The sequence below is a fragment of the Microbulbifer magnicolonia genome (assembly GCF_035117725.1).
In the GTDB taxonomy this organism is placed as follows: Bacteria; Pseudomonadota; Gammaproteobacteria; order Pseudomonadales; family Cellvibrionaceae; genus Microbulbifer; species Microbulbifer magnicolonia.
The window spans coordinates 1,010,196-1,034,223 of sequence record NZ_JAYEFD010000001.1 but is presented as its reverse complement, the minus strand read 5'-3'; the positions used below and the strand labels follow the sequence as shown (position 1 = coordinate 1,034,223).

General features: G+C 57.6%; 26 protein-coding genes. 16 read left to right on the top strand and 10 right to left on the bottom strand.

The features are described 5' to 3' along the window. The first annotated feature begins 354 nt into the window (after nt 1–354). The gene (locus RRF64_RS04550; protein ID WP_323844638.1) at nt 355–3,105 is read left to right on the top strand and encodes a TrlF family AAA-like ATPase; all 2,751 of its coding nucleotides are present in this window, start codon (nt 355–357) and stop codon (nt 3,103–3,105) included. A 93-nt stretch (nt 3,106–3,198) separates the two neighbouring features. Then, nucleotides 3,199–3,972, top strand: a complete 774-nt coding sequence (locus tag RRF64_RS04545; RefSeq protein WP_323844637.1) for an FRG domain-containing protein — start codon at nt 3,199–3,201, stop codon at nt 3,970–3,972. A gap of 290 nt (nt 3,973–4,262) precedes the next feature. On the opposite strand, the gene ppnN is transcribed toward RRF64_RS04545, so the two are convergent. The 5 genes from ppnN to RRF64_RS04520 all read right to left on the bottom strand — a co-directional run bounded on the left by ppnN (nt 4,263) and on the right by RRF64_RS04520 (nt 8,486). Beyond that, nucleotides 4,263–5,636, bottom strand: a complete 1,374-nt coding sequence (ppnN, locus tag RRF64_RS04540) for a nucleotide 5'-monophosphate nucleosidase PpnN (protein WP_323844636.1) — start codon at nt 5,634–5,636, stop codon at nt 4,263–4,265. Nucleotides 5,637–6,037: 401 nt separating this feature from the next. Continuing rightward, nucleotides 6,038–6,529 carry a cytochrome P460 family protein gene (locus tag RRF64_RS04535; protein ID WP_323844635.1) on the bottom strand — a complete coding sequence of 164 codons (492 nt, stop codon included), beginning with the start codon at nt 6,527–6,529 and terminating at the stop codon, nt 6,038–6,040. 339 nt (nt 6,530–6,868) lie between these two features. Further along, nucleotides 6,869–7,300: a DUF1810 domain-containing protein gene (locus tag RRF64_RS04530; protein ID WP_323844634.1), complete on the bottom strand. Its 432-nt coding sequence runs from the start codon at nt 7,298–7,300 to the stop codon at nt 6,869–6,871. 63 nt (nt 7,301–7,363) lie between these two features. After that, nucleotides 7,364–8,092, bottom strand: coding sequence for a pseudouridine synthase (locus RRF64_RS04525; RefSeq protein WP_323844633.1), 729 nt, complete (start codon nt 8,090–8,092; stop codon nt 7,364–7,366). A gap of 7 nt (nt 8,093–8,099) precedes the next feature. Next, nucleotides 8,100–8,486 (bottom strand): YchJ family protein, encoded by a 387-nt coding sequence (locus tag RRF64_RS04520; RefSeq protein ID WP_323844632.1) that lies wholly within the window; start codon nt 8,484–8,486, stop codon nt 8,100–8,102. A 95-nt stretch (nt 8,487–8,581) separates the two neighbouring features. Between RRF64_RS04520 and RRF64_RS04515 the strand changes: the two genes are divergently transcribed. The 3 genes from RRF64_RS04515 (at nt 8,582) to RRF64_RS04505 (ending at nt 10,493) form a co-directional block, all read left to right on the top strand. Next, nucleotides 8,582–9,286, top strand: coding sequence for a GDSL-type esterase/lipase family protein (locus tag RRF64_RS04515; RefSeq protein ID WP_323844631.1), 705 nt, complete (start codon nt 8,582–8,584; stop codon nt 9,284–9,286). 244 nt (nt 9,287–9,530) lie between these two features. Beyond that, complete coding sequence (locus RRF64_RS04510) at nt 9,531–10,010, top strand: GmrSD restriction endonuclease domain-containing protein (RefSeq protein ID WP_323844630.1); 480 nt, start codon at nt 9,531–9,533, stop codon at nt 10,008–10,010. A gap of 180 nt (nt 10,011–10,190) precedes the next feature. Next, the gene (locus RRF64_RS04505) at nt 10,191–10,493 is read left to right on the top strand and encodes a hypothetical protein (protein WP_323844629.1); all 303 of its coding nucleotides are present in this window, start codon (nt 10,191–10,193) and stop codon (nt 10,491–10,493) included. Nucleotides 10,494–10,556: 63 nt separating this feature from the next. Here RRF64_RS04505 and RRF64_RS04500 read toward each other — a convergent pair whose 3' ends face one another. Further along, nucleotides 10,557–12,182: a hybrid sensor histidine kinase/response regulator gene (locus RRF64_RS04500; RefSeq protein ID WP_323844628.1), complete on the bottom strand. Its 1,626-nt coding sequence runs from the start codon at nt 12,180–12,182 to the stop codon at nt 10,557–10,559. A gap of 156 nt (nt 12,183–12,338) precedes the next feature. Between RRF64_RS04500 and RRF64_RS04495 the strand changes: the two genes are divergently transcribed. The 4 genes from RRF64_RS04495 (at nt 12,339) to RRF64_RS04480 (ending at nt 16,028) form a co-directional block, all read left to right on the top strand. Further along, a complete protein-coding gene (locus RRF64_RS04495; RefSeq protein ID WP_323844627.1) occupies nt 12,339–12,653 on the top strand; it encodes a helix-turn-helix domain-containing protein in 315 nt (104 codons plus the stop codon). 117 nt (nt 12,654–12,770) lie between these two features. Then, nucleotides 12,771–14,204, top strand: a complete 1,434-nt coding sequence (locus RRF64_RS04490; RefSeq protein WP_323844626.1) for an amidohydrolase — start codon at nt 12,771–12,773, stop codon at nt 14,202–14,204. Continuing rightward, entirely contained in the window at nt 14,201–15,502 is a 1,302-nt protein-coding gene (locus tag RRF64_RS04485) for an amidohydrolase family protein (protein ID WP_323844625.1), read from the top strand. Before RRF64_RS04490 ends, RRF64_RS04485 begins: the two co-directional genes overlap by 4 nt. A 136-nt stretch (nt 15,503–15,638) precedes the next feature. Beyond that, entirely contained in the window at nt 15,639–16,028 is a 390-nt protein-coding gene (locus RRF64_RS04480) for an MAPEG family protein (protein ID WP_323844624.1), read from the top strand. Between the two features lie 127 nt (nt 16,029–16,155). Here RRF64_RS04480 and RRF64_RS04475 read toward each other — a convergent pair whose 3' ends face one another. The 3 genes from RRF64_RS04475 to RRF64_RS04465 form a co-directional block, all read right to left on the bottom strand. After that, the gene (locus RRF64_RS04475; protein WP_323844623.1) at nt 16,156–16,458 is read right to left on the bottom strand and encodes a YebG family protein; all 303 of its coding nucleotides are present in this window, start codon (nt 16,456–16,458) and stop codon (nt 16,156–16,158) included. A 467-nt stretch (nt 16,459–16,925) separates the two neighbouring features. Then, nucleotides 16,926–17,543: a LysE family translocator gene (locus RRF64_RS04470; RefSeq protein ID WP_323844622.1), complete on the bottom strand. Its 618-nt coding sequence runs from the start codon at nt 17,541–17,543 to the stop codon at nt 16,926–16,928. Further along, nucleotides 17,543–18,145, bottom strand: a complete 603-nt coding sequence (locus RRF64_RS04465; RefSeq protein ID WP_323844621.1) for a DUF924 family protein — start codon at nt 18,143–18,145, stop codon at nt 17,543–17,545. The genes RRF64_RS04470 and RRF64_RS04465 overlap by 1 nt, the downstream gene beginning before the upstream one ends. Before the next feature lie 198 nt (nt 18,146–18,343). Here RRF64_RS04465 and RRF64_RS04460 point away from each other — a divergent pair, with 198 nt between their 5' ends. From RRF64_RS04460 to RRF64_RS04440, 5 genes are read left to right on the top strand one after another with little or no spacing between them, the layout of a single operon-like run. Next, nucleotides 18,344–18,631 carry a hypothetical protein gene (locus RRF64_RS04460; RefSeq protein ID WP_323844620.1) on the top strand — a complete coding sequence of 96 codons (288 nt, stop codon included), beginning with the start codon at nt 18,344–18,346 and terminating at the stop codon, nt 18,629–18,631. Between the two features lie 54 nt (nt 18,632–18,685). Next, nucleotides 18,686–19,510, top strand: coding sequence for a DUF6249 domain-containing protein (locus RRF64_RS04455; protein WP_323844619.1), 825 nt, complete (start codon nt 18,686–18,688; stop codon nt 19,508–19,510). A 24-nt stretch (nt 19,511–19,534) separates the two neighbouring features. Next, the gene (locus tag RRF64_RS04450; RefSeq protein WP_323844618.1) at nt 19,535–20,089 is read left to right on the top strand and encodes an RNA polymerase sigma factor; all 555 of its coding nucleotides are present in this window, start codon (nt 19,535–19,537) and stop codon (nt 20,087–20,089) included. Continuing rightward, the gene (locus tag RRF64_RS04445) at nt 20,082–20,471 is read left to right on the top strand and encodes a hypothetical protein (RefSeq protein WP_323844617.1); all 390 of its coding nucleotides are present in this window, start codon (nt 20,082–20,084) and stop codon (nt 20,469–20,471) included. Before RRF64_RS04450 ends, RRF64_RS04445 begins: the two co-directional genes overlap by 8 nt. A 10-nt stretch (nt 20,472–20,481) precedes the next feature. After that, entirely contained in the window at nt 20,482–20,895 is a 414-nt protein-coding gene (locus RRF64_RS04440) for a GNAT family N-acetyltransferase (RefSeq protein WP_323844616.1), read from the top strand. A gap of 208 nt (nt 20,896–21,103) precedes the next feature. Here RRF64_RS04440 and RRF64_RS04435 read toward each other — a convergent pair whose 3' ends face one another. Beyond that, the gene (locus RRF64_RS04435; RefSeq protein ID WP_323844615.1) at nt 21,104–21,571 is read right to left on the bottom strand and encodes an LEA/WHy family protein; all 468 of its coding nucleotides are present in this window, start codon (nt 21,569–21,571) and stop codon (nt 21,104–21,106) included. A gap of 101 nt (nt 21,572–21,672) precedes the next feature. Between RRF64_RS04435 and RRF64_RS04430 the strand changes: the two genes are divergently transcribed. Together RRF64_RS04430 and RRF64_RS04425 are read left to right on the top strand one after the other, a co-directional pair. Continuing rightward, nucleotides 21,673–22,842 carry a dipeptidase gene (locus RRF64_RS04430; RefSeq protein ID WP_323844614.1) on the top strand — a complete coding sequence of 390 codons (1,170 nt, stop codon included), beginning with the start codon at nt 21,673–21,675 and terminating at the stop codon, nt 22,840–22,842. 153 nt (nt 22,843–22,995) lie between these two features. Beyond that, entirely contained in the window at nt 22,996–23,970 is a 975-nt protein-coding gene (locus tag RRF64_RS04425; protein WP_323844613.1) for a mechanosensitive ion channel family protein, read from the top strand. Nucleotides 23,971–24,028 lie beyond the last annotated feature (58 nt).

Below are 24,028 nucleotides of genomic sequence, written 5' to 3'. Positions count from 1 at the left end.
GAAATCGATCATACGCAGGGTCGAGTTATGCTCACCAATTTTTGGGCCAAATTCCGCTTTTGAGGTTCGGCTGTTGCAGGAATTGGACAAGGCCCGCATAGCTAAGCTCTTCACTAATTAACCGATGTGTTGTGGTGGTTTATGATTTCGCCCGTATCAGTTAGCTCGATAGGCGCTAATTGGGGGTGCCTAATATCCTGCAAATGAGTTTTGCGCTAAGTGACTGAAAGCAGTACAGTTTCTACTGTTTAACAAGAATAAATCTGCGAGCTGCTGATCTAGTTGCTCAAAGGGCAATACTCAATAAGTAACTGATGGCGCTTCATAAAGCTGCTCGGATATAGGGAAATAGGAATGAATCACGTTGGCGCGAGATGGTGGAAGTTTGACTTTCATACGCATAGCCCTGCCTCCTTCGACTACGGCAAGGGTGATGAGGGATTGAGATCTAGCCAGTCGCCTAGAGACTGGTTGCTAGATTATATAAATGCAGGCATCGAATGTGTCGCACTGACTGATCACAATACAGGTGAGTGGGTTGATGGGGTCAAGGATGCTGCGGAAAGTCTAAGAAATGAGGGCCACTCAATTTACGTCTTTCCGGGCGTGGAAGTCACGGCCAACTCAAATATCCATGTTTTAGGTATTTTTGATCCAAGCGCGACGTCCGCAGATATCAATGGTGTGGTCGGAGCTTCTAAATTTCGTGGCACCAAAGGTGATAGTGACTCCGTCGCTGAAGAGAGTGCTGAAAATGTAATTAAAGAAATATTGGCTGCAAGGGGCGTTGCGATCCCTGCACATATCGATATGAAGGCGGGACTTTGCCAGCAGACGTCAGCTTATACTATTCAGCAGGTGTGTGAGTACGCAAATGCCGTGGAGATAATATTTCCCGAGCAAGAAAGGGATGCTGCTCCTTTATCGAGGTATAGCAATTTAGGAATTAATCTGCCTTCAGTTATTGGCTCAGATTCGCATCTCCCGAGTCAAGTTGGAAGAGCCTATACATGGGTTAAGATGGCAACTCCGTCAATAGAGGGTTTAAAGCTAGCCCTAGTCGATGGTTCGTCTTCACTTATCAGGTCTGACCGGGAAATTTCTGATCCTAATCATGCTTCAAGTACGCTTCTCCGTTTAATAACCATAGAGAATGCAAAATATGCTGGTCGCGCGTCGCCATTAACTGTTGAGTTCAATCCTTGGTTAAATTCAATAATTGGGGGGCGAGGAAGCGGTAAGTCGTCTGTCCTTGAGTTTATACGAATAGGGATGGATAGAAGTAGAGACTTGCTTAGCTTAAGTCCTGAGAATGAAATACGCCGTTCCTTTGAAAGTTTCATAAAGGTGTCTGAGTCGAGAGACTCTGAAGGTGTGATGTTAGCGGATACAAAAATAAGCTGTGTTTACACAAGGGATGCTGATCACTACCTGCTTGTTTGGAAGAGTGGGAACCCAGCTGTTGAGATTTTTCGCCACAATGGGACAGATTGGGTTAGTGAAGAAGGAGATGCGCACTCTAGGTTTCCAGTTAAAATATTTAGCCAAAAACAGATTTTTGATATGGCTAAAAATCCAAACACTCTTTTAAAATTGATTGACGAGTCCTCGACGGTAAGTTTTCAGCAGTGGAAGATGGAGTGGGACGAGAAGTGTAGTCACTTCCTTACCTTACGCAGTCAGCAAAGAGAGTTGCAGGCTAGGCTGTCTAATAAGAGTACTCTCCTTGGCCAGTTGTCTGATGTTGAGCAGAAAATAAAAACCATAGAAACTTCAGGCCATTCAGAAATTTTACATGCTTACCAGGCGTTTAGGATAAAGAGGTTAAATGTTGATCAGTATGAGGCGGAATTTGAAAAGCTAAAAAATCAAGTTGAATCAATAGTTGATTCCGTATCTGTGCCAAATTTAGATTTGTCCGTTTTTGACCCCGCTTCTACTAGCGAGCAAGAATTGATTAACCGGCTCGAGGGGTTGGCAGTATCTGTTGCATCGTTCAAAGCGGATGTAAAAGTATCAGTTGCTTCTGCTGGTTCTGGATTGGCCGACTTTAGAGGTTGGTATTCCGGGTCTGACTTTAATCAATCTCATGTTGCGGTAAATGAGCAATACGAGAAGCTAATTGAAGACTTGGCCGCTCAGGGGATAAGTAGCCCTTCCGATTATTCGAAGTTGATTAGTGATAGAGAGGCGATTAATCAGTCTCTTCGAAGTATGAATGCAGTCGAGGAGCAATTGGGTGAGCTTGATTCCCAGATTAATGTCGCGTATCAAGAAATTATCGAGAGTAGAAAACGATTAACTCAGAATCGCATAGATTTTTTACAGCAGTATTTGACCGGAAATTCTTCAATTCAGGTGGAGCTTTCACCTTTTTCTGATATTGACAGGTTAGAAGAGTCGTTCAGAAAAATAATTGGGCGCTCAGATGGAGCATACTCTGCAGAACTCTTTGATTTGGAAAGGGAGAGTGGATTCCTCTTCCGTCTGAATAAAAATCTATCAGAAATTCCAAGTTCAACGCAGCCAAATAATCTTGACTCGGGCTTGTCCATAGTTCACTCGTTTAAAGCGGAGCTGTTTAATTATTCGTCTGGTGAGATTTTTGGTAACAGGCTCGGAAAAAGATTTGTTGACTATATGTCACAACTTTCGCCTCATAGCTTTGATGTGGTGAATACTTGGTTCCCTGAGGACAAGTTGACTATAAAGTTTAATGATGGGAATAGATTCAAAGACGTTTTGCAAGGATCTGCCGGTCAAAAGGCGTCAGCTATACTTTCTTTCTTGTTATCTTATGGGACAGAACCTCTAATCTTGGATCAGCCTGAGGACGATCTTGATAATGGATTGATCACAAATTTGATCGTATCCAAGTTGCATGAAAATAAGAGCAATCGGCAAATAATCGTTGTTACTCATAATCCCAATATTGTTGTGAATGGTGATTCTGAATATGTAGTGGCCCTAGAAGATCGTGGGCAAATTAATGCTGTTGCATCAGGCGCATTGCAGGAGAGCAGTGTCAGGAAGAATGTTTGCGAGATTATGGAGGGCGGAGAAATGGCTCTCCAACAGAGATACAGGCGCATGTTCAATGTTTAGTGTGAAGGCTGCCAGAAAAATGCCAACACAAGAAGGGGTTTCTGGATTGCTCCTGGTTAGCTGCGCTAGGCGGATTTGCGGGTCATGTAAGTTATGATTGAATATGAAATAGAATCTGTAGATCAGTTTCATAAGTTCTTTCGGGGCTATAGAAGCCATGACGGATTTGGAGCTTGGTTTAGAGGGCAGGCAGATTCTGAGTGGGCGCTTCTCCCTAAAGCTGGGCGAGAAGACTATCTTTTACCGCATAATCGTGATTTGGGGCGCTTTAGGGAGTGGCTCTCTACAGCGTTGGCTTATGAAACGTTACCGGATGACTTTTTAGAAAGTTTGGCCTTGTCCCAGCACCATGGATTAGCTACTAGACTGTTGGACTGGTCTAAAAATCCTCTAGTTGCTGCATTTTTTGCTGTTAGCGAAAATAGTGAAAAAAACGGCGCCCTTTATATTTTGGAGTGCCCTGATGATTTTTTTGTCCCCGGTCTAGATGTTGAGGAACTTTCGAATTATGACGGCGTGAGAGGATACATCCCGAGGGCAATCACTGGCCGGATCTTGAATCAGCAGGCGCTTTTTACCGTCCACTGCCCACCCGAAAGAGGAATTGAAGTTTGTGGGTCACGTATCAACAATAGCGAGCCTAACCTCAGAAGAATGGTCATTCCTGCTTCTCTAAAGGGGGAGATCCTAGACATGCTTAATGACTACGGCATAGCGGAGAATACGATTTATCCTAGCTTAGACGGACTCTCCGATGCGGTAAACCGGAAGACTAAACGCATATCTCAGCGGGCGCGAAACCGGTTGGGAGAAACTGCACATGGACAGGCTAACGTCTCTGTCTCAGGTTTGTCAGAGCTTTCGTGACGGTTAGCCTCCACTGTTCTGACGTGGTCAGTTGATTTTTAGTGGTCTGGCTTCTACACGCTGTGTCTACACAAGTGGTAATGGCAGCGTGTCTGTTGAAATTAAAAATCCTTTACAATCAATGGGTTGCTGATATCCGGTTGCTCGGAATCAGGGGCGCACTGAGTATCGAGGGTTCGAATCCTTCCGGCTACGTCATTAAAGAAAAGAACTCGGCGTGAGTAAACGGGGTCAGGAATAACCCGATGTCAATGTTTTACTCTGATCCGAACAATTTTGCGTTTTAACCATTAGCCAGCACTAATCCGATAACAGGGAATGTATGCCTTACCAGGCAGCTTCATTCTCTGCTGCTTCACAAAAGACTCCAGCAAAGTATCAATACTGCGCATGATTGCCGGATCACCGCGCAACTCATAGGGGCCATTTTTTTCCACGATACGAATACCTTCATCCTTGACGTTGCCGGAAACGATGCCGGAGAACGCGCGGCGCAGGTTGGCAGCCAGCAGGTAGGGTTCCTGGTTTTTGTGTAATGCGAGGTTGTGCATATTCTCGTGGGTGGGGGCAAACGGCCGCTGGAACTCTGTCGACACTTTCAGTTTCCAGTTGAAGTAATAGGCATCGCCAGTCTCTTTGCGGTGCTGCCGCACCTCCTGGATGCCCGCGGCCATTTGCCGCGCGACCTCCTCAGGGTCATCGATAATGATCTGGTACCTTGACCTGGCTTCTTCGCCTAGGGTCGAGGTAATAAACTGGTCGATGCGAGTAAAGTAGTCTGCGGCGCTGGCCGGGCCGGTGAAAATCACCGGGAAGGGTTGCTCCTTGTTTTCTTCGTGCAGGAGTATGCCCAAAAGATAGAGAATCTCTTCGGCGGTACCTGCGCCGCCGGGAAAAACGACAATCCCATGGCCGGTGCGCACGAACGCCTCCAGTCGCTTCTCGATGTCCGGCATGATAACCAGCTGGTTGACGATTGCGTTCGGTGCTTCTGCCGCGATGATGCCCGGCTCGGAAATGCCGAGGTACTGGCCGTGCCGGTCGCGCTGTTTCGCGTGGCCTATAGTGGCGCCTTTCATCGGGCCTTTCATTGCGCCCGGACCGCAACCGGTGCAGATATCGAGATGTCGCAACGCGAACTCGTAGCCTACCTTTTTGGTGTAATCGTATTCCTCGCCTGAAATGGAGTGCCCGCCCCAGCACACCACCAATCTGGGAACGCGGGTCCGGTCAAAGGTGCCGGCATTGCGCAGTATATGGAATACTGCGTCGGTAACCCCCTGTGCAGATACCAGATCGTAGCGCGGGTCGCCGGTGATTTCGCTGTTCACGTAGATGATGTCGCGAAGTACGGCAAAAAGATGCTCAGCGATACCGCGGATCATCTTGCCGTCTACAAAGGCAATGGCGGGGGCGTTTTTTACCTGCAGTTTTACGCTGCGTTCCGTCGGGACAACGAAAATATCGAAGTCGGCATAGGTTTCCAGAAGCTCCTTGCCGTCGGCCATAAAGCCGCCGCTATTGAGTACGGCCAGGGAGCAGTTGCGGAAAGCCTGATATTGAGGGCCGCGGCTTTCGTGGCTGAGCTTATGGATTTCGTACTTGGACAGAATGTCGAACTGCCCGGTTGGTGACACTTGTGCATCGATGAGATCCGTAGACATGCAACCCTCAAGTAGCGCTGAAAGATTCTACATTACAGGAAGTGCTGTGTAAGGGCTATAGAAGTGCCATGCTGGCCCCTGAGTCGTTGGACACTATAGCCATCGCGCTGGTAGCCAGAGCGGCAGCCGGACGGGCCATGCCTCGGGGGCGCCAAGGTGCCCATAGAATTACTTACACTCTCTTTACTTACACTCTCAATTATTTGCACACTCGCCCACGGCAGCTTCCACCGATTTTCTGGCTGAGCGGGCTGAGGTTGTCCCCGGACTTACAAATCATGGCCAACTCAGTGAACTGATTTTTTTGGCTGTTCGGGAACTTTATTTTCCATTTTTATGTTCATGTTTTCCTGCAGTACAGAGTACGGGGGCATGGCAGCGTATTTTGTACTCTCACATTATTACTGGCGGTAAGTGCTAAATACATAATCTGCGTGCTTCTGAGGTTCATGGCAAGAAAAGCACATGGTCTTTGGGTCTGTGACCACTCTTTCCCGGCTATCTCCCTTGAATCCCTCAAAACCCCAGCCGCCAGTATCCTTGAATTTCGTTGAGTCTTTCACCATTACCCCAAGAACCTTTCGATCGCCCTCCACAATAGCGTTGTTATCGGTCTTCGCTTCAAGAAGATCAAATATCAGCACAGCACCATCAGGATAGCTGACACCGTCTTTCATAGCCTTCAATGCACTGTCATTGGCATAGATATGGTGTATACCACCAAAGGAGCCATAGAGGGGATGTCCTGGCTGGATCACCATGGCCTTTACGTGGGTCCAATCTCGATACCCTTCAGGATACCCAACCTTATTCTCCTTTGACCATGTAATACCCGTCGAGAAGAAGCCCAGGGTAACCGCTATGGCCATAATGCCAATTAATTGTTTCTTCATCGCCGCATCTCCAGTTAAGTAATGGCAGCCCAGCGCCGTGGCAACCGGCGCCGGAGCGACGCGGAGGGAGCCAGAAGCGCCACACCCTCTTGGCATCCGGTTGGCCGCCCGCGGACGCTATCGGGTGGACACCACTAAAAATAGAATATCCGGCTTGGTTCAGGGGCTCGGCAGGAGTCATTTCGCCGAGCATGTCGTGATCTTGCTCCTTATGGAATTCGAGCATCCATGTTCAACCCTGCCGCAAACTGCGGATTGTTATTGCTGTGCATGGATCGGGAGGTTGGGCGGGAAGCCGGCGCCATCTCTGAAAAGGCGCAAATAATCTTGGCAGTTCCGTTACGCTGACTTGTGGAGAATTTCCAGCGTGCGCGAATCCTTCTGTCCCCGAAAGTATTTGTCGAGAACCTCATCGAACACGCTGTTGCCGTTCTTAGCGGCGGAGAACAGCGTCATCGAGGACCTGAGTTTCATATCGTCCGGGCTGCCAAAGATTTCATGGGCCGACAGGCCTTCCAATTGCAGCAGCTGCGCGCAGCACTCTCTTAATCGGGGGCCGAGAACAGGGTGGTGGAGGTAGGCCCGCGCTTCATCGAGGCCGCTGATCGCATAGCGCTGCGCCATGGCACTGAACCCCAGGCCGGTGATCTGTGGAAACACATACCACATCCAGTGGGAGCGCTTCTGCCCGGCAGCAATTTCCGCCAGCGCGGCATCGTATTTACGGCTCTGGGCTTCGACAAAGCGCTCCAGATTATAGGGATCTCCCACCGTTGCCTCCCTGTTTCCACGACTGAGTTGCAGTGCAGTATAGGCCCTCGCCGTGTTTCGGCCCTATTCGGGCAGCTGCCAGCCAAAATTTTCGATCAACGATAGAAAACAGCCCCGTGGCGGCGCGACCAGTTTCAGGCGCTCGCCAATCACCGGGTGATCCAGCTCCAGGCTCAGGGCGTGCAGCAACAACCGGCCGCAGCCGAAATGCTCGGCAAAAAAGCGGTTGTGCACCGACTTGCCGTACTTGGGGCAGCCGATCAGCGGGTGGTGGATATGTTTGAAATGCCGGCGGATCTGGTGGCGGCGGCCGGTCTTCAGTTCAATCTCCACCAGGGAGTAGCGGCTGCTCGGGTAGCGGTCGACTTCAAACGGCAGCTCGATGGTGCCCAGGCGGCGAAACAGAGTGACCGCCTCCTGCCGCGGCAACTCGGTTTTGGGGCGCTTGCGCTGGTGCTTGAAGTCGGCGACCGGCGGCAGCGGGTAGTCGATGACGCCCTCTTCGGGGCAGTAGCCGCGGCAGATGGCGATATATTTCTTTACCGATGCGTCGCCTTCCAACTGCGCCTGCACCTGTGCGGCTATGCCGCCGCTCTTGCCGAATACGATGACACCGGAAGTCGGCTTGTCCAGCCGGTGGATGGGGTACAGATGGCAGCCGGTCAGGTCGCGCAGGTACTGCAGCAGGAATCTTGTCTCGTGGTGATCGATCGCGGATCTGTGCACCAGCCATCCCTCGGGCTTGTAGGCGGCCACGAGGTAGTCGTCTTCATAGATCAGTTCCGGCTGCATGCTTGTGTTACGGCCAGCCGGGCAGCGGTTCCACATAGACCCAGCGCTGCTTGTGCAACTTGAACAGCGAGACCTCGTGCATCGAGTGCTCGATATCGTTTTCCAGGTACCACGCCTTGAACTCCACCACCGACTTCTTCAGCCCGGGTTTGCTGCGGATGACCTCCAGTCGCGTCCACTGGGTCTGCAGATCGTCGGCGTCCAGGTCAGGGCAGGTATCCGGATGCCAGGTCTTGCGCAGGTAGGGCAGGTCGCCGGTCGCGAAGGCGCTGAAGCGGCTGCGCATCAGCGCTTCCGCGGTATTTGGGTAGGCCTGGCCGGACAGGTACAGATTGCAGCAGCTGCCGAAAGGCTTGCCGGAGCCGCAGGGGCAGGATTTGCTGGGTTCAAGCATGGACGGGGGCCGGTTACTGGGGTTTGGGGCGATGCGATCAGAGTCATATTGTGGCAGGCTTGGCGCCAGCAAACCAACGTATTTGGGGAGGTTCTATGTTGAAACTGCTGTCGAAACCGCTCGCCCTGCTGGGCACATTCCTGTTGTTTGGCGCCACCGTGGCGGCCGCGGCGGACATTGCCTACGGCAGCCCGCTGAAATTCGCCGGTGAGGTGGCGAACTTCGCCAGGATTGACGCGCAGCAACCGAGCGAGCCGGGCGGGGTGGTGGTAACCGGCAGTTCCAGTGTCCGCATGTGGCGTCCGCGGATCCAGCGCGATTTGCCGGGCATTCGGGTGATTCCCCGCGGCTTCGGCGGCAGCAATATGAACGATCTGTTCTTTTACTCGGAGCAGCTGATCTCGAAATACCAGCCGCGGGCGGTGGCCATCTACGAGGGCGACAACGACATCGCCCAGGGCATAGCGCCGCGGCAGGTGGCCGACAAGTTTTTGGCATTGGGTGACAAGCTGCGCAGCGAGAATCCGGATCTGCGCATCTACTTTATCGCCATCAAGCCGAGCCTCGCGCGCTGGTCACTGTGGCCAAAAATGCAGCAGACCAATCGCTTGATCGAGGCCCTGTGCGACGAGCGCGAGGGCTATTTCTATATCGATGTGGCCGGCGCGCTGCTGGAGAACGGCAGGCCGAAGCGGGATATATTTATCGGCGACGGCCTGCACCTGAATGAAAAGGGCTACGAGCTCTGGGCCGAGGCGGTGGCGGCAGTACTGGAGAAGCTCGAGCGCGGCTACGAATAGGGTTCTCTGTACATTTTTCGGTCGCAGGTGCCTATTGCCTGCGGCTTCTTATCCGAGTGAATTGGTCGATATTCGAATAAATTAAAGTTGTGTACGATGGTGCCAGGCATTGGTTGGCAGTCGTCGTATGGGTATTCGATCAATTCTTCGCTACTTTTTAGGTTCCTTCTCCTTAGGTTCCTTCTCCTTAGTTTCCCTCTCTTTGGTTTTCCTCTCCCCGCTGGTCTGGGGGTCCGCACAGGCCATGCCTTACAAGCGCGCCGAGTGGCTGCCGCGCTGGTCGGACTTCGACGGCGATTGCCAGGATACGCGGCACGAACTGTTGATCCGCTACTCGCTGGCGCCGGTTACCTACACCCGCGCGGATGGCTGCAAGGTGGCAACCGGCCTGTGGCTGGATCCCTACACCGGCAATTTCTATCTGCGGGCGTCCGACCTGGATGTGGAGCACATAGTGCCGCTGAAGTGGGCGCACGACCGCGGCGGCGCCCGCTGGAGTCGCGAGCGCAAGCGTCGGTTTGCCGAGGACCCGGACAACCTGTGGCTGGTGGACGACGGCCGCAACCAGAGCAAGGGCGACCGGGGGCCCGACGAGTGGATGCCACCCTACGCGCCGGTGAGCCGGATCTATGTGCAGCGCTTTATGGCCATAGTGCAGAAATACGGCCTGCAGCCCAGCCTGGCCGAGGCCTCCAGCTTCCAGGCGCTCGCGGCCGGTTCCTAGCAGGCCCTCGACTTTGTGGGAGCCTGCCCTGCAGGCGAAGGGGGCGCTGGCCCGGCCGGTGTCATATCGCCTGCAGGGCAGGCTCCCACGGTGCCGAGACAATGGCCGTGTACTGGAGGAAAAATGCGCCTCCTGCTGCTACGCTTAACTCGAGTCAGAGTTTGATTTGCGGGTGAGGTTATGAGGCGGTGGTTGCTCGCCTTGGGTCTGCTTTTGTCTGTCTCCAGCTACGGTGAGACCACGATTAATATCGGCCCCGAATCGGAAGGGGGATCGAGCCCTTACCTGAGTTTCTGCCAGCTGCGCTTTTATGAGGAAGAGGATGGGCGCCTGTACTGTAACTGGGCGGTCAATTTCAGGTATGCCTGCTTTGTCAGCTACCCCAGCAACAAGATTCTGCAGGCGGGTTCGAAGATCTCCGAGCCCGAAGTGGTCGGCGAGTGCGACGACGGCGAGCCGGTGATCAAGCTGTTCCACTACTGAGGGGAGAAGGGCTGGTTTCGACTGGCTGTTAGCCAAACACTCGCTTGCGCAAGTCTGAGGCGCCTACCCCGGCAGTAGCCCCTCCGCTGTCAGGCTATCGATTTTTTCCTGCAGCTTTTCGTAAGTGAACGGCTTCTGGATACAGTCCAGGATGCCGTCAGCGAGTATTTCCTGCACCTTGCTGTCGACGCTGTAGCCGGAGGAGAGAATCGCCCTGATCTCGGGATTGATCTGTTTCAGGAAGGCAAACAGCTGCTGTCCGTCCATGCCCGGCATGATCATATCCAGCAGCACCAGGTCGATATTGCCGAAATTCTCCCGATAGTAACTGATCGCCTCTTCGGCACCGGCGAAGGTCACCACCCGGTGGCCGTGCATTTCGAACAGCGTTTTCGAGTAGCTGCGCACTATCGCCTCGTCGTCCACCACCATGATGCGGAAACGCCGCCCGCGAGCGGCCGGGCGCGCCGGCGAGCTGGCGTGTTTGGCGCAGTCCTTGGTGATCGGCAGGTAGAGATCGAAGCTGCTGCCTTCGCCCTCGCTGCTGCGGCAGTGGATCGCGCCCTTGTGCAAATGGGTGGTGCCGTGCACCGCGGCCAACCCGAGACCGGCGCCGCGCCCGCTCTCCTTGGTGGTGAAGAAGGGCTCGAAGATGCGGCGGCGCACCTCCGCCGGCATGCCGGTGCCACTGTCGCTGATATTGATCAGCAGGTATTGGCCCGGCTGTATCTCGAAATCGGCGATGGTCGTCACCCGGTCGATGGCGATATTGCTGGTGGCGAAGCGCAGGGTGCCGCCGTTCGGCATGGCGTCCTTGGCATTGATGCCGATATTGAGCAGGGCGCTTTTCAGCTGTGCGGCGTCGCCTTTTACGTGCGGACGGCTCGCATCCAGGCGCTGTTCGACACGGATGCGGCGATCGATGGTGCGCTCCAGCATCGCGCAGACGTCGCGGATCAGTTCGTGGGTGTTGCAGTCGCACAGCTGGTAATTGCCTTTGCGGGCAAAGGTGAGCAGCTGTCTGGTCAGCTCGGCGGCGTGGTGCGCGGTGGTCAGAATATGGGTGGTGTACTCGCTGATGCGCGGGTCTGTGGTCAGCTGCTGGATCACTTCGGCGTAGCCGCTGATGCCGTGAATCATGTTGTTGAAGTCGTGGGCGATACCGCCGGCCAGCTCGCCGATGGCCTGCATCTTCTGCGCCTGGCGCAGCTCCTCCTCGAGCAGCCGCTGCTTGGTAATGTCGGTGCCGATGCTGAGCACGCCGATCGCATTGCCCCGCTCATCAGTCAGCAGCTTGTTGGTCCAGGCGACCCAGACCCGCTCGCCGCTCCTGGTGATGTTCTCGTTGACGTTGTAGCGGTGCTCCTCCGGGTGGTTGCAGATGTGTTCCATCAGCGGGCGCAGGTCGCGGCCGGAGCTTTCGCTGGCGGGAACTATGGTGCCGATCACATGGCGGCCGAGGATTTCCGCCTCGGTGTAGCCGAAGAACTGCTGGGCGTATTCGTTGAAGAAGGTGATGATGCCGTCTCGATCCCAGCGCAGGATGATGGAGTTCGCGTGCTCGACCAGCTCGCGATAGCGCTCTTCGCTCTTGCGCAGGGCCTCGTAGATATGCCGGGAGTCATGCGACCGGGCGGGGAGGGCGGCGGCCTCCCAGGGAGGAGCCAGTGTATTCTTTCCTGGTGCCATCTATCCGTCCTGGATATTTTTTCACCAGAAATTGCATCACGAAGCCATTGGGAAGTCCACCGCGAAGGCGAGCGTTTTTTGGGGAATGCTGCACATTCTTACTCGTTCTAAATCGATTTATAATTTTCCGTTCACGCATGCTGGAATTTGCTGAAGATGGACTCGAGCGAGCGACAACAAAAAGTACTGGCGCAGCTGGGCGAGCATTTCCGCCGCCTGCGCCTGGCCCGCAATGTCTCCCAGGAGGCGCTGGCAAGCGAATCCGGTGTGGGGCTCAGTACCCTGAAGCGCCTGGAGAACGGTCGCGGCTGCAATCTGCTTGCACTGGTGCAGCTGTTGGCGGCGCTGCGATGCGAGGATCAGTTCGAGGCATTTTTTGCCAAGCTCGCCACCGATGCACTGGAACAGGAATCCGTCGCGGCGGAAAAGCGCCGGCGGGCCTCCTCGCCGCGCCAGTCCGCCGACGATTGAAGAGGCCGTTTTGGTAGTTTTGGTAATGGCCACAGCGCCGCAAACTGTTAGCATGCTACGCGATAACCGATAACCGATAACCGATAACCGATAACCGATAACACTGGATGATTCACTATGCAGCTGCATTCTCGAAGCTTCGGGCGCAGTGTGGCGGCCGTTATAAGTGCCGCGACTCTGCTTGGGGCCGCGGCGCTCCTGTCCGCTTGCGGGGGAGACAAGAAGGCGGACGGCGACAAAAAATCGCCGGATTTCGCCCGCCAGGACGCTTTCCCCTCCACCTACGCCATGACCCAGTCCCGCCCGGTGCTGATTCAGGGGGCGACACTGCTCACCGGTACCGGTGAACAGCTGGATAATACCGATCTTCTCTTGACCGAGGGCAAGATCGCGAAGATCGGTGAGGGGCTCAAGGCGCCCAAGGACGCCCTGGTCGTGGACGGCAAAGGCAAGTGGGTGACGCCGGGCATTATCGACGTGCACTCGCATCTGGGTAACTACCCGGCGCCGGCCATCGAATCCTCCCAGGACGGCAACGAGATGACATCGCCGAACACCGCGCAGGTGTGGACGGAGCACTCGGTGTGGACCCAGGATCCCCAGTTCGCGCTGGCGCTGGCCGGCGGCGTGACCACCATGCAGATTCTGCCGGGCTCCGCCAACCTGTTCGGCGGGCGCAGCGTGACACTGAAGAATGTGCCCGGGCGCCGCGTGCAGGATATGAAATTCCCCGGTGCGCCCTATGGCCTGAAGATGGCCTGCGGTGAAAACCCGAAACGCGTCTACGGCGCCAAGGGCACGCTGCCCTCCACCCGCATGGGCAATGTGGCCGGCTACCGCAGCGCCTGGATTGCCGCCAGCGAATACAAGGACAAGTGGGATAAATTCCGCGAGAAAGGCGGCGACGAACCCGAACGCGATCTGCAGCTGGAAACCCTCGCCGGCGTGCTGAATGGCGAGATTCTGGTGCACAACCACTGCTACCGCGGCGAGGAAATGGCGATCATGATGGATATCGCCAAGGAGTTCGATTTCAAGATCTCTACCTTCCATCACGCGGTCGAGGCCTACAAGGTGGCGGACCTGCTGGCGGAGAACAATGTGTGCGCGGCCATGTGGGCCGACTGGTGGGGCTTCAAGCACGAGGCCTTCGATATGACCGAGGCCAACATCGCCATCGTCGATCAGGCCAAGGCCTGCGCGATGATCCACTCGGATTCCGCCGTTGGCATCCAGCAGCTGAACGAGGAGGTCGCCAAGGCCATGACCGCGGGCCAGCGCGCCGGCTTCGATATCCAGCCCAAGGACGCGGTGGTGTGGATGTCCCTGAACCCGGCCAAGGCGCTGGGTATCGCCGAACAGACCGGCAGCCTGGAGCAGGGCAAGATGGCCGATGTGGTGGTCTGGTCCCGCAATCCGTTCAGTGTCTATGCGCAGGCGGACAAGGTGTTTATCGACGGCGAACTGATGTACGACCGCGCGGACGCCGCGCGCCAACCGCGCAGTGACTTTGAACTGGGCATTCTCGACGCAGAGGGGGAGCGGCTGTGAACAAGGTATTACTGATTTGCGCGCTGATCCTCGGGCTGGGTGCGGGCACTGCCCAGGCGGAATCCGTCCTGATCAAGGGCGGCAAGGTGCACACCCTGTCCGACCGGGGCAGTTTCGAGTCGGCGGATGTGCTGGTGGTCGACGGGCGCGTGCAGGACATAGGGCTGTCCCTGGATGTCGGCGCCGACCGCGTCATCGATGCCCGCGGCAAGGTGGTCACCCCGGGCGTGATAGCGCCCGTGTCCGAACTGGGTCTGGTTGAGATAGGCGCGGCCAGCGCCACCAACGACTACGCGGTGACCGGCGAGAGTATCGGCAGCGCCTTCGATCCGCTGCCCGCCTACAATCCCAAGTCCACCCTGATCCCGTTCAACCGCGCCGGCGGCGTCACCCGCGCGCTGGTGTTCCCGGGTATCAGCCTCTGGGGCGACAGCGTCGGCAACCCGCAGCGCGTGTTTGCCGGGCGCAGTTTCGCGATCAAGCTGAATGGCGATTTCGACAGCGTGGTGGCCAGGGACCTGGCGCAGAAGGCCTATCTGGGCGAGGCCGGCGGGCAGCTGGCCGGCGGCAGCCGAGCCAGCGCCTACGCCAAGATCGAGAACGCACTCGAGGAGGCGCGCGAGTATCGTGGCAACAAGGAGGCGATTCGCCGCGGCGACTGGCGCGAGCTGAACCACAGCATTGCCGACCTGGAGGCGCTGCAACTGCTGATCGACGGCAAGCAGCCATTATTGGTCACCGCCGATCGCGCCAGCGACATCCTCTGGACCATCGAGCTGGCGAAGAAATACGACCTGAAGCTGGTGATCCTGGGTGCGGCCGAGGGCTGGATGGTGGCTGATCAGCTCGCCGCCGCCGGGGTGCCGGTGGTGATCGATGCAATCAACAACCTGCCGAATTCCTTCTCCAGTCTGGGCGCGCGCCTGGACAATGCCGCGCTGATGACCAAGGCCGGTGTCACCGTGGCGATCAGTGGGCCGGAGTACGCCTCGACCCACAACGTGTACCTCGCGCGTCAGTCTGCCGGCAATGCGGTGGCCAGCGGGCTGCCCTACGAGGAGGGCCTCAAGTCCATCAGCGCCAACGTGGCCGAGATCTTCGGCATCGACGGCGGCAGCCTCCAGCCGGGTGCGGTGGCGGATATCGTGGTGTGGAGCGGCGATCCGCTGGAGGTCACCAGTTATCCCGAGCAGGTACTGATTGACGGCAAATCCCAGTCGCTGGTCACCCGCTCGACCCGCCTGCGCGACCGCTACCTGAAGCCCGAACAGGGCCATGGTTTCGGTTACAAATTCTAGGGCCGTCTGGTTGGGAAGCCAGCTGCCATCCCTGCGGGCAAATTCAATCGCCTGCAGGGCAGGCTCCCACAATGGACAAAACCAGCATTCAGTTTGTGCACTCTACGAGATGATGTTACTGGCAGGAGACAAATAGATGACTAATGTAACGGCGCTCTACGCGGGCCTATACGCGATCCTGATCATTGTGCTGGCGTTTCGGGTGGTGCAGTTTCGCCGCACCGAAAAAATCGGGCTCGGCAGTGGAGAGCGGCGGGAAAACGAGGTGCGGGTGCGGGTGCATGCCAATGCCGTCGAGAATATTCCGATCGCGTTAATTTTGATGGTGATTGCGGAGCTCGGCGGCCTCGCCGCGTTGTGGCTGTATATTCTCGGCGGTTTGTTTCTGCTGGGGCGTTTGATGCATGCCATTGGTCTTACTGTGGCGAAGGGCGGCTATCATCCGGGGCGCTTCTGGGGTACGGCAATCAGCTGGACGGTGATTCTGATACTGGCTGTCATCGATATAGGTTTCGCATTGATTTAATCGTAGGGCCGAAGGCGCCGTGAATTCCTGGAGCGGCCGCTCCTACAAGGACAGTGCAAAAAAAAGCCCGGCGCAGAGCCGGGCGGCAAGTACAGGGATGGAAACCTGAAAAACTAAACCTTGAGAATTACTGGTTCGCGGCGAAAGGGGTGACGCGGTCGTCGTCCGCTTCCTGCTGAACTTCGGCCTCTGTCTCTTCCAGCAGCACTTCCGGCCTGCCTTTGCAGGCTTTGGCCAGGTCGTCGCGGCGCTTGGCCAGCAGCAGGCCGATCTCTTCTCCGGCCTGCTCGGAAATGCCGTCGATATGGCGCTCAATCAGCGCGGTGATATTGGCGGCCAGTTCCAGCATCTTGTCGTGTTCTTCGGCGTCTTTTTTGTTGTCGAACATTGCTCCGTCTCTATCGCATTTCCAAACAGCTACTACGGCCATGTTGTGCCTCCGGTTATTTTTTGCGGCGTTTGATAGCTAGTCTCCGTGCAGCAATAGGGCCGTAGCGAGAGCGATCTGAGTGCGTCAGCTGTGCGTTACAAGGTGTTGGCGTTTAGCTGAGCCTAAATAACTACACCTTGTAGGGTGCAGATGGCGTACTCAGATCGCTCGCAGTAGGTTCTATTGCTGTACGGAGACTAGACTTGTATGTTTGTACAGTATCTGTATAAGTGTTCAGTGTCAATGGCGGGGTGGAACGCGAATGTCGGAGTCGGAGTTGCGACAAATGGAGTCGAGGTTGCGGTGGCAGGTCGGCGCGGGGTCGCCCGGGCTGTCATAATGAGTGTGGCAGTTGACTGTCTTCCTACCCCCCAATTGGACAGTCAGCTCCGACCCCGCAGTAAGACGTTTAAGGCCCGCAGAGCGGGCCATTTTTTTTTGCGCAGCAGAAATGTGAAATGGTCGGGCTAAATGCTCAGTACCAGCCGCGCCGCCAGGCCGATCAGCAGCACGCCAAACAGCTGTTGCATCCGGTGGCCGACCGATCTGCTCACCCAGCTGCGATTGCGGCCGGCGTAGACGGCGAGCGCTATCAGGCAGTACCAGCCGGCATCGATACCGGCGGCCAGGGCGGCCATGCCGAGTTTGGTGGCGAGGGCCTGATGTTCGGCGACAAACTGGCTGAACAGGGCGGTGAAGAAGACCGCGATTTTTGGATTGAAGAAGGCGATGCCGAACCCCTGCATCGCCGAGCGGCCGACGGATTGCTGCGGCGCCGGAATCCTGGCCGCATCGGCGTTGGGTGCCGGTGCGCGCAGAGCCTTCCAGCCCAGGTACACCAGCATCGCCGCCCCGGCCCATTGCAGTACGCTGAATAGCAGCGGCGAGCGGGTAATCAGCACCGCCAGGCCGAAGGCGGTGATACCGGCATAGATGGCCACGGCGGCGCCGTGGGCCAGGGCGCAGGCGAGGCCCTGGCGCAGCCCCGAGGCGGCGCTGCGCAGCACAATCAACAGGCTCGGACCGGGGGACATGGCGCCGAGGGCGCAGATACCGGCCAGGGACATCCAGCTGAGCAGATCCATCAGAAGCCCCCTCCCTGATCCAGCCACTTCTGTTCTGCCGGCGTCGATTCGCGCCCCAGGGCCGCATTGCGATGCGGGTAGCGGCCGAACTCGTCGATCACCTCGCGGTGGGCGAGAGCGTACTGGTAGAAGTTCTCGGCCTGGGCCGCGCCCTCGGCGCCGTTCAGGTAGTCCATGCGCAGCCGGTTGAAGTAGTCCACCGAGCGCTGCTGAATTGCCGGCAGTTCACTGTGTTCCAGCGGCATGCCGAGGAAGGCGCGCTGGTAGAGGCCCATTTCCAGGTCGTCCCCCCGCTCGATGACTGCCAGCGCAATCTCGAGCGCCAGCGGGTCGCCGGCATAGGCGCGGCTGGTATAGCGATAGATATTGCGGGTGAACTGGTCACAGAGCAGGACCAGCGCCATCTCCCCCTCGAGCGACTGGCGCCAGGACGCGAGCTCGCCGTCCAGGGCCGCCTCCACAGTGGAGCTGAAGTATTCGTCGATCTTACGATCGAAGTCCTCGCCGCCGGCAAACCAGCGCTGGCGGTGCCTGTCGTCCGGCGCCGCGTCCAGTTGCGGCCGGCCGAACCAGAAGGTGAGTATCTCTTTGGGTTCCGGCATCTTCTGCTATTCCATCGGTGTCGAGGGGATTATTGCGACTTTTCCCTGCAGGGGTCCAGTTCGATCTCCCGCGGGCCTTTGGCTGGGCCCGGCCGGCTGTTCGCTGAGCGCATGGCAAATTTTTGTGCGGCACTGCATCCAAACGCCGCGCTGGGGTGGTCTTTAGGCTGTACAAGGAAATTCACCCTGGAGGAGACCATGGTAACCGCAGGAACACTTAAGAAGGTACAATTCTACGCCGCCCTGGCAATGATGCTGGGCGCACTGGAGGCCGGCGCGGCCGAGCTGAAACTGCCGCTGGCGGAAGTACAGCAGCAGCTGACGCAGAAGACCGAAGAGGCCTTTTCGCGCAAGCTGGAAGAGTGTCGGGACAAGGCCCGGGAGGACAGCGGTGAAGCCCGCTACCCGGTGCGCATCGCCGAAGAGAATCCGGCGCACGGCGGCTCGCCGAGCCCCTATTCAGGCGGGCGCCTGACTGTTATGTGAGAGTTGTCGCGTTTTGCGGCATTATTGGAATAAAGCACTAGTCGAGAGCACAAAATGAGAGCGAGAAACATTCACCCTGTGCGGGCCGGCGCCCGCTGGCTGCTTGCCCTGGTGGCGGCGCTGAGCGTCGCCGGCAGCTGGGCCCAGGAAACTCCCACCGAGATGCCGGTGCCGCCCAAGCCGCCGGCCGCCCCGCAGGCCCCCGAGGCTCCGCAGTCGGAACAGGTCGAGAAGCAGGTGCGCATCACCCGCGACGAGAACGGTGTCCTGCGCATCAGGACCCGGGATGAACACGGCGACCGCAGTGAGGTGCAGGTGGACCTCGGTGAGGAGTTCGGCGGCGCCCTGAGCCGGCGGATCATCGAGCGGTTGGAGAACAAGGGCATCCTCAACGAGAAGGGGCTGATCGTGGAGGAGGCGCTCGACAGCGTGCCGAAGAACATCAATATCGGCATCTCCGGTGACCTGGATCCTTCTGGTGGCCACTATCGCCATGACAGTGAAAGTGATTTTCCGTTCGCCGGTGCGGCTCTTCTGGTACCTATCATCTCGATCCTGGCGGTGTTCGGCACCCCGATACTGATCGTGTGGCTGGTGACCCGTAACAGCTACCGCAAGAAGCAGCTGCTGATGGACAACATCAACCGCATGGTAGCCGAGGGCCGCGATATCCCGCCGGAACTGCTGGATGCGATGGAGGGGGAGTCTCCCCGCAATATGAAGGACCGCGGCTTTACCCTGATTGCGGTGGGTCTCGCCATCTTTATCTGGCTCACCGCCGCCGCCGGCCCCGAAGTCGGCAGCCTCGGCCTGATACCGCTGTTTATCGGTGTCGCCCGCTTTGTCAACTGGAAACTGGATAACAAGCCGGCCCAGTAATTAGGGGATAGGGGACAGCGGTTTATGGACCTCAATGACGAGGATTTGATCCGGCGCGTCGTCGAAGACGGGGACCAGCGGGCTTACGCCCAGCTGGTTCGGCGCTATCAGTCACAGCTGCGATTCTCGCTCCGCCAGCTGTGCGATGGCGACCAGGCCCTGGCCGACGATATGGCCCAGGAGGCCTTTATCAAGGCCTACAAGGCACTGCCGGCATTTCGTGGGGATGCGCGCTTCAGCACCTGGCTGTACCGCATCGCCTACAACCTCGTTATGAGCTATAAACGCAAGAGTGCGCCGGAGTTCGACCAGGAGGCGGTGGACCGGGCGCAGGCCGAAGAGAGTGTGGAGGAAGCCCAGCAGCTGGGTATGGCGCGGGACCTGGATTCCGCCATGAGCACGCTCAGCGACGCGCAGCGCCAGGCGGTGCACCTGTGCATGCAGCGTGGTTTCTCCCACGAGGAGGCGGCCAGCATTATGAAGTTGCCGCTCGGTACGGTAAAATCCCACGTCAATCGCGCGCGGGCCAAGTTGCAGACGCTGCTACAGGCATGGCGCGAGGAGGTAGTCAATGGATAACTTCGAACAGTGGAACCGCAGGGTCAATACCGTGAGTGATTCAGCCTTGTCGGGCAGGGATCCGGATTTCGGCGATGCCGAATTCGATCGGTGGCTCAGCCAGCAGCTGCAGTTCAATGAACCCTACCTGGATAACGATGGTTTCTGCGAGCGCGTGATGGCGCAGTTGCCGGCGCCTTCCAGGCGCGCCGAGCGTCGTGCCACCCGCGTCCAGTACGCGGCGGTAGTCGCGGCTTCAGCCATCGTCGCCTGGCAGTTCCCCTTTGGCGAGGTACTGAGCGAGGCGGTGCAGCAGTCCATCAGTCTCTACAGCCTGGTGGGCCTGGGCATACTGTCCTCACTGGCCGCGATGACCGGCGGCATTCTCGCCGCGCGGCGCTGATCCTCAGCCAGTGGCCATCGAATACCGCGTTAATCACCCCATCTCCGCGCAGCAGTTTGTCGAACTGCTGCGCCATTCCACGCTCGCCGAACGCCGCCCCGTGGACGACATGGAATGCATGCAGGGCATGGTCGAGAACGGCAATCTCAGCGTGACCGCCTGGAGCGGCGACCAGTTGGTGGGCCTTGCCCGCTCAGTCACGGACTTCCATTACTGCTGCTACCTGTCCGACCTGGCGGTGCACCGGGATTTCCAGCGGCTCGGCATCGGTCGCAGGCTGCAATCCCTGACCAAAGGGCAACTGGGCCCCCGCTGCCAGCTGATCCTGCTGGCGGCGCCGGCGGCCAACGACTACTACCCGCGGCTCGGTTACAGCAACAATCCGCGCTGCTGGATACTGGCGCCGGAACAGTCAGTCGACTGATCGCTTTGCGCAGTTGCGCTAGCGATACTGTTAACCTGGCAATTAAACAGGTCGTCCCTACCTGTTTAATTGTCGCCCGCGAAATACTGGCGGATGGCCGCCCCGCACAGATACGTGGATCTGCTGGTACTTCGCGGGCTCGCGCTGGTCTTCTACCAGCGGCGGCACATCCTTGTGCCGCATTAACCCGGCAATGTTGATTGCCGGGTTAATAGTTCAGCCGCACCTCACCACTCCTGCGCACCGTAATCGACGGCACTATTGACCTGCGCAACCCCAGTTTCGCCTCCAGCTCATAGGGCACAGTGTCGCTGCGGCTGCCGAGCAGCTCTGCGGCGGCGAACAGCGATCCGACCAGGCTCGCGGTCGCATCCACCGCGATATTGTCCTGTCCATAGGGCGCTATGACTGGCAGGTTACTGGACGTCCCGGTAATCACTTTGTGACCGGCCAGACTCAGGGTGTAGTAGAGGCCGGACAGGGCCAGTTCAGAATCATTGGGGTTGAATACCCGCAAGTGGATACGGAAGCGCAGGTCATTGCCCGGACCCGGCGGCAGTGGTTCGAGTGACGTGACCTCGACCTGGGGCTTCTGAAAGCTCGGCGAGAGTACGGCGCAGCCGCTGAGCAGAATTGCAAACATCAGCAGCAAAGTGGGGCGATAGATTGCTGTCACAAATGGTCCTTTGTCTTTTTTCGTACGGGCATTGTATTCGGTGAAAGCGGGGTGATAATCCGCGCAAACGAATAATGATTATTTATCTGCGGTGACCCCCAATGAAAAAGCTGTTCGCGGTTTTGACCACTCTGGCCCTTGTTTCGTTCGCCGGCTGGAAATGGCTGCTCTTGCCCGCTGTGGAGCAGAGCATGAACAAGCGCACCGGTCCCGAATATCCGCCGCTGTCGGCCGAGGCTGCCGCGCTGCATAAATCCCTGCTGATTGGCGATCTGCATGCGGACAGCTTTCTCTGGGCGCGGGACCTGGAGCAGGAGGCCGACTACGGGCATCTGGACCTGCCCCGGGCCCGCCGCGGCAACCTCGCCATGCAGATATTTACTGCGGTGACCAAGTCCCCGCGCGGACAGAACTACGACCGGAATTCCGGCGCGGCCGGCGACAACATCACTCTGCTGGCGGTGGCCCAAGCCTGGCCGCTGCGCACCTGGGACAGCCTGCTGGAGCGCGCGCTCTATCACGCCGAGCGCGTGGCAGAACTGCAGCGCGCGGTACCCGCTCAGGTTCAGCTAGTGCGGAGTTCCGCGGACCTCAGCCGGGTGCTGCAAGCGCGGGAGGAGGGCGGCCGGCAACTGGCGGCCATCCTCGGCATCGAGGGCGCGCACCCCCTGGAGGGCGAGACGGGCAATATCGGTCGCCTCTATGATGCGGGCTACCGGGTAATGGGGCTGCAGCACTTCTTCGACAACGAGCTCGGCGGTTCCCTGCACGGGGAGAGCGGTGCCGGCCTGAGCGAATTCGGGCGCGTCGCGGTGCAGGAGATGGCCCGGCGCTCGATCATCATCGATGTGGCCCATTCATCGGAGCAGGTGGTGCGCGATGTTCTGGGACTGGTCGAGCGCCCGCTGATTGTCTCCCACACCGGCCTCAGGGGCATCTGCGATTCGCCGCGCAATATCAGCGATGCGCTGATGCAGCAGATCGCCGCCAACGGCGGCCTGATCGGTATCGGCTACTGGGATGGCGCCGTCTGTGACAGCAGCCCGCAAAACATCGTGAAGACCCTGCGCTACGCGATCGACTTGGTGGGGGTGGAGCATGTCGCGCTCGGCTCCGATTACGACGGCAGTGTGGAGGTGGCGTTTGATGCCGGCGAGCTGGGGGTGTTGACCGAGGAGATGCTCAGGCAGGGCTTCAGCGCGGTGGAAATTCGCCGGCTGATGGGGGAAAACATGCGGGATTTTCTGCTGGCGCAGTTGCCTCAGTCGTAAAGCGCGATCGGCAAGTTTGCCAATCCTCTGTCGGGGTAGGGAAAGCGTTGAACGCTATGCCGTTTTCCCCCCGGCAGTCGCCGCTGCTCAGTCCGCGTATCCCCCGCTCAGCTATATACAGGACTGTTTCCGGCAAAAGGCTGAGCAGGCCCAGTGACAGATATTCTCTCATCACTCATAAATCAACTCTCTATCCCGCTGCACGCCCTGGCGCAACAGGAGGGCAAGGACAGCTCCAAGCTGAAGGAAATCACCCCGGAGCCCGTATCGGAAGCGGCGGAAACAGTGGCGGAATCGTTTCAGAATATCTGGAGCAATTTCCTCGCCCACACCCCGTACATCATCGCCAGCCTGATGGTTTTTTTCATGACCTGCGTGGCGGTGGTCCTGGTGCGCCGGTTTGGCAGTCGGCTATTTCGGCGCACCACATCGCGCAAATCACTGCAGGATCTGCTGGTCCGCTTGCTGAGCATCGCGGTGTGGGTGTTCGGTCTGCTGTTGGCCGCGATGGTACTTTTCCCGGGGCTGACGGCAACCAAGGCGCTGGGTGGCGTCGGCCTCTTATCGGTCGCCATAGGCCTGGCTGCCAGGGATATCTTCGAGAACTTTTTTGCGGGTATTCTGATTCTGTGGAACTTTCCATTTGAAGAGGGGGACGTGATTCAGTGCGAGGGCATTATGGGGCGGGTAGAGGCGGTCGAGGTGCGCAATACCATGATCCGCAAAGTGACCGGTGAACTGGTGGTGGTGCCCAATCTTTTTCTGTTCAAGAATCCCTGTGAAATCATCACCGACCGCGTCAAGCGGAGGATCAGCATCATCGCTGGCGTGGCCTATCACGAGGATGTGAGCACTGCGGTCGAGGTGATTCAAAAGGCCGTGGAGTCCTGCAAGACCGTGCGCGATGACGATCCGGTACAGATTTTCCCGCATGGCTTCGGCGACAGCAGCATCGATATCGAGGTTACCTGGTGGACCGGGTCGACGCCCTTGGCAGTGCGCGAGTCCACCGGAGAAGTCGTAACCGCCGTCAAGAAAGCGCTGAACGAGGCCGGTATCGAGATTCCATTCCCGTACCGCACTTTGACATTCAAGGAGGCTCTGCGCTTGGAACGGGAGGAACCCTGAACTTTTTAACGTGGTGACTCGCAGTACATGAGCATCAGTATGCCGAGACTCGTGGCGC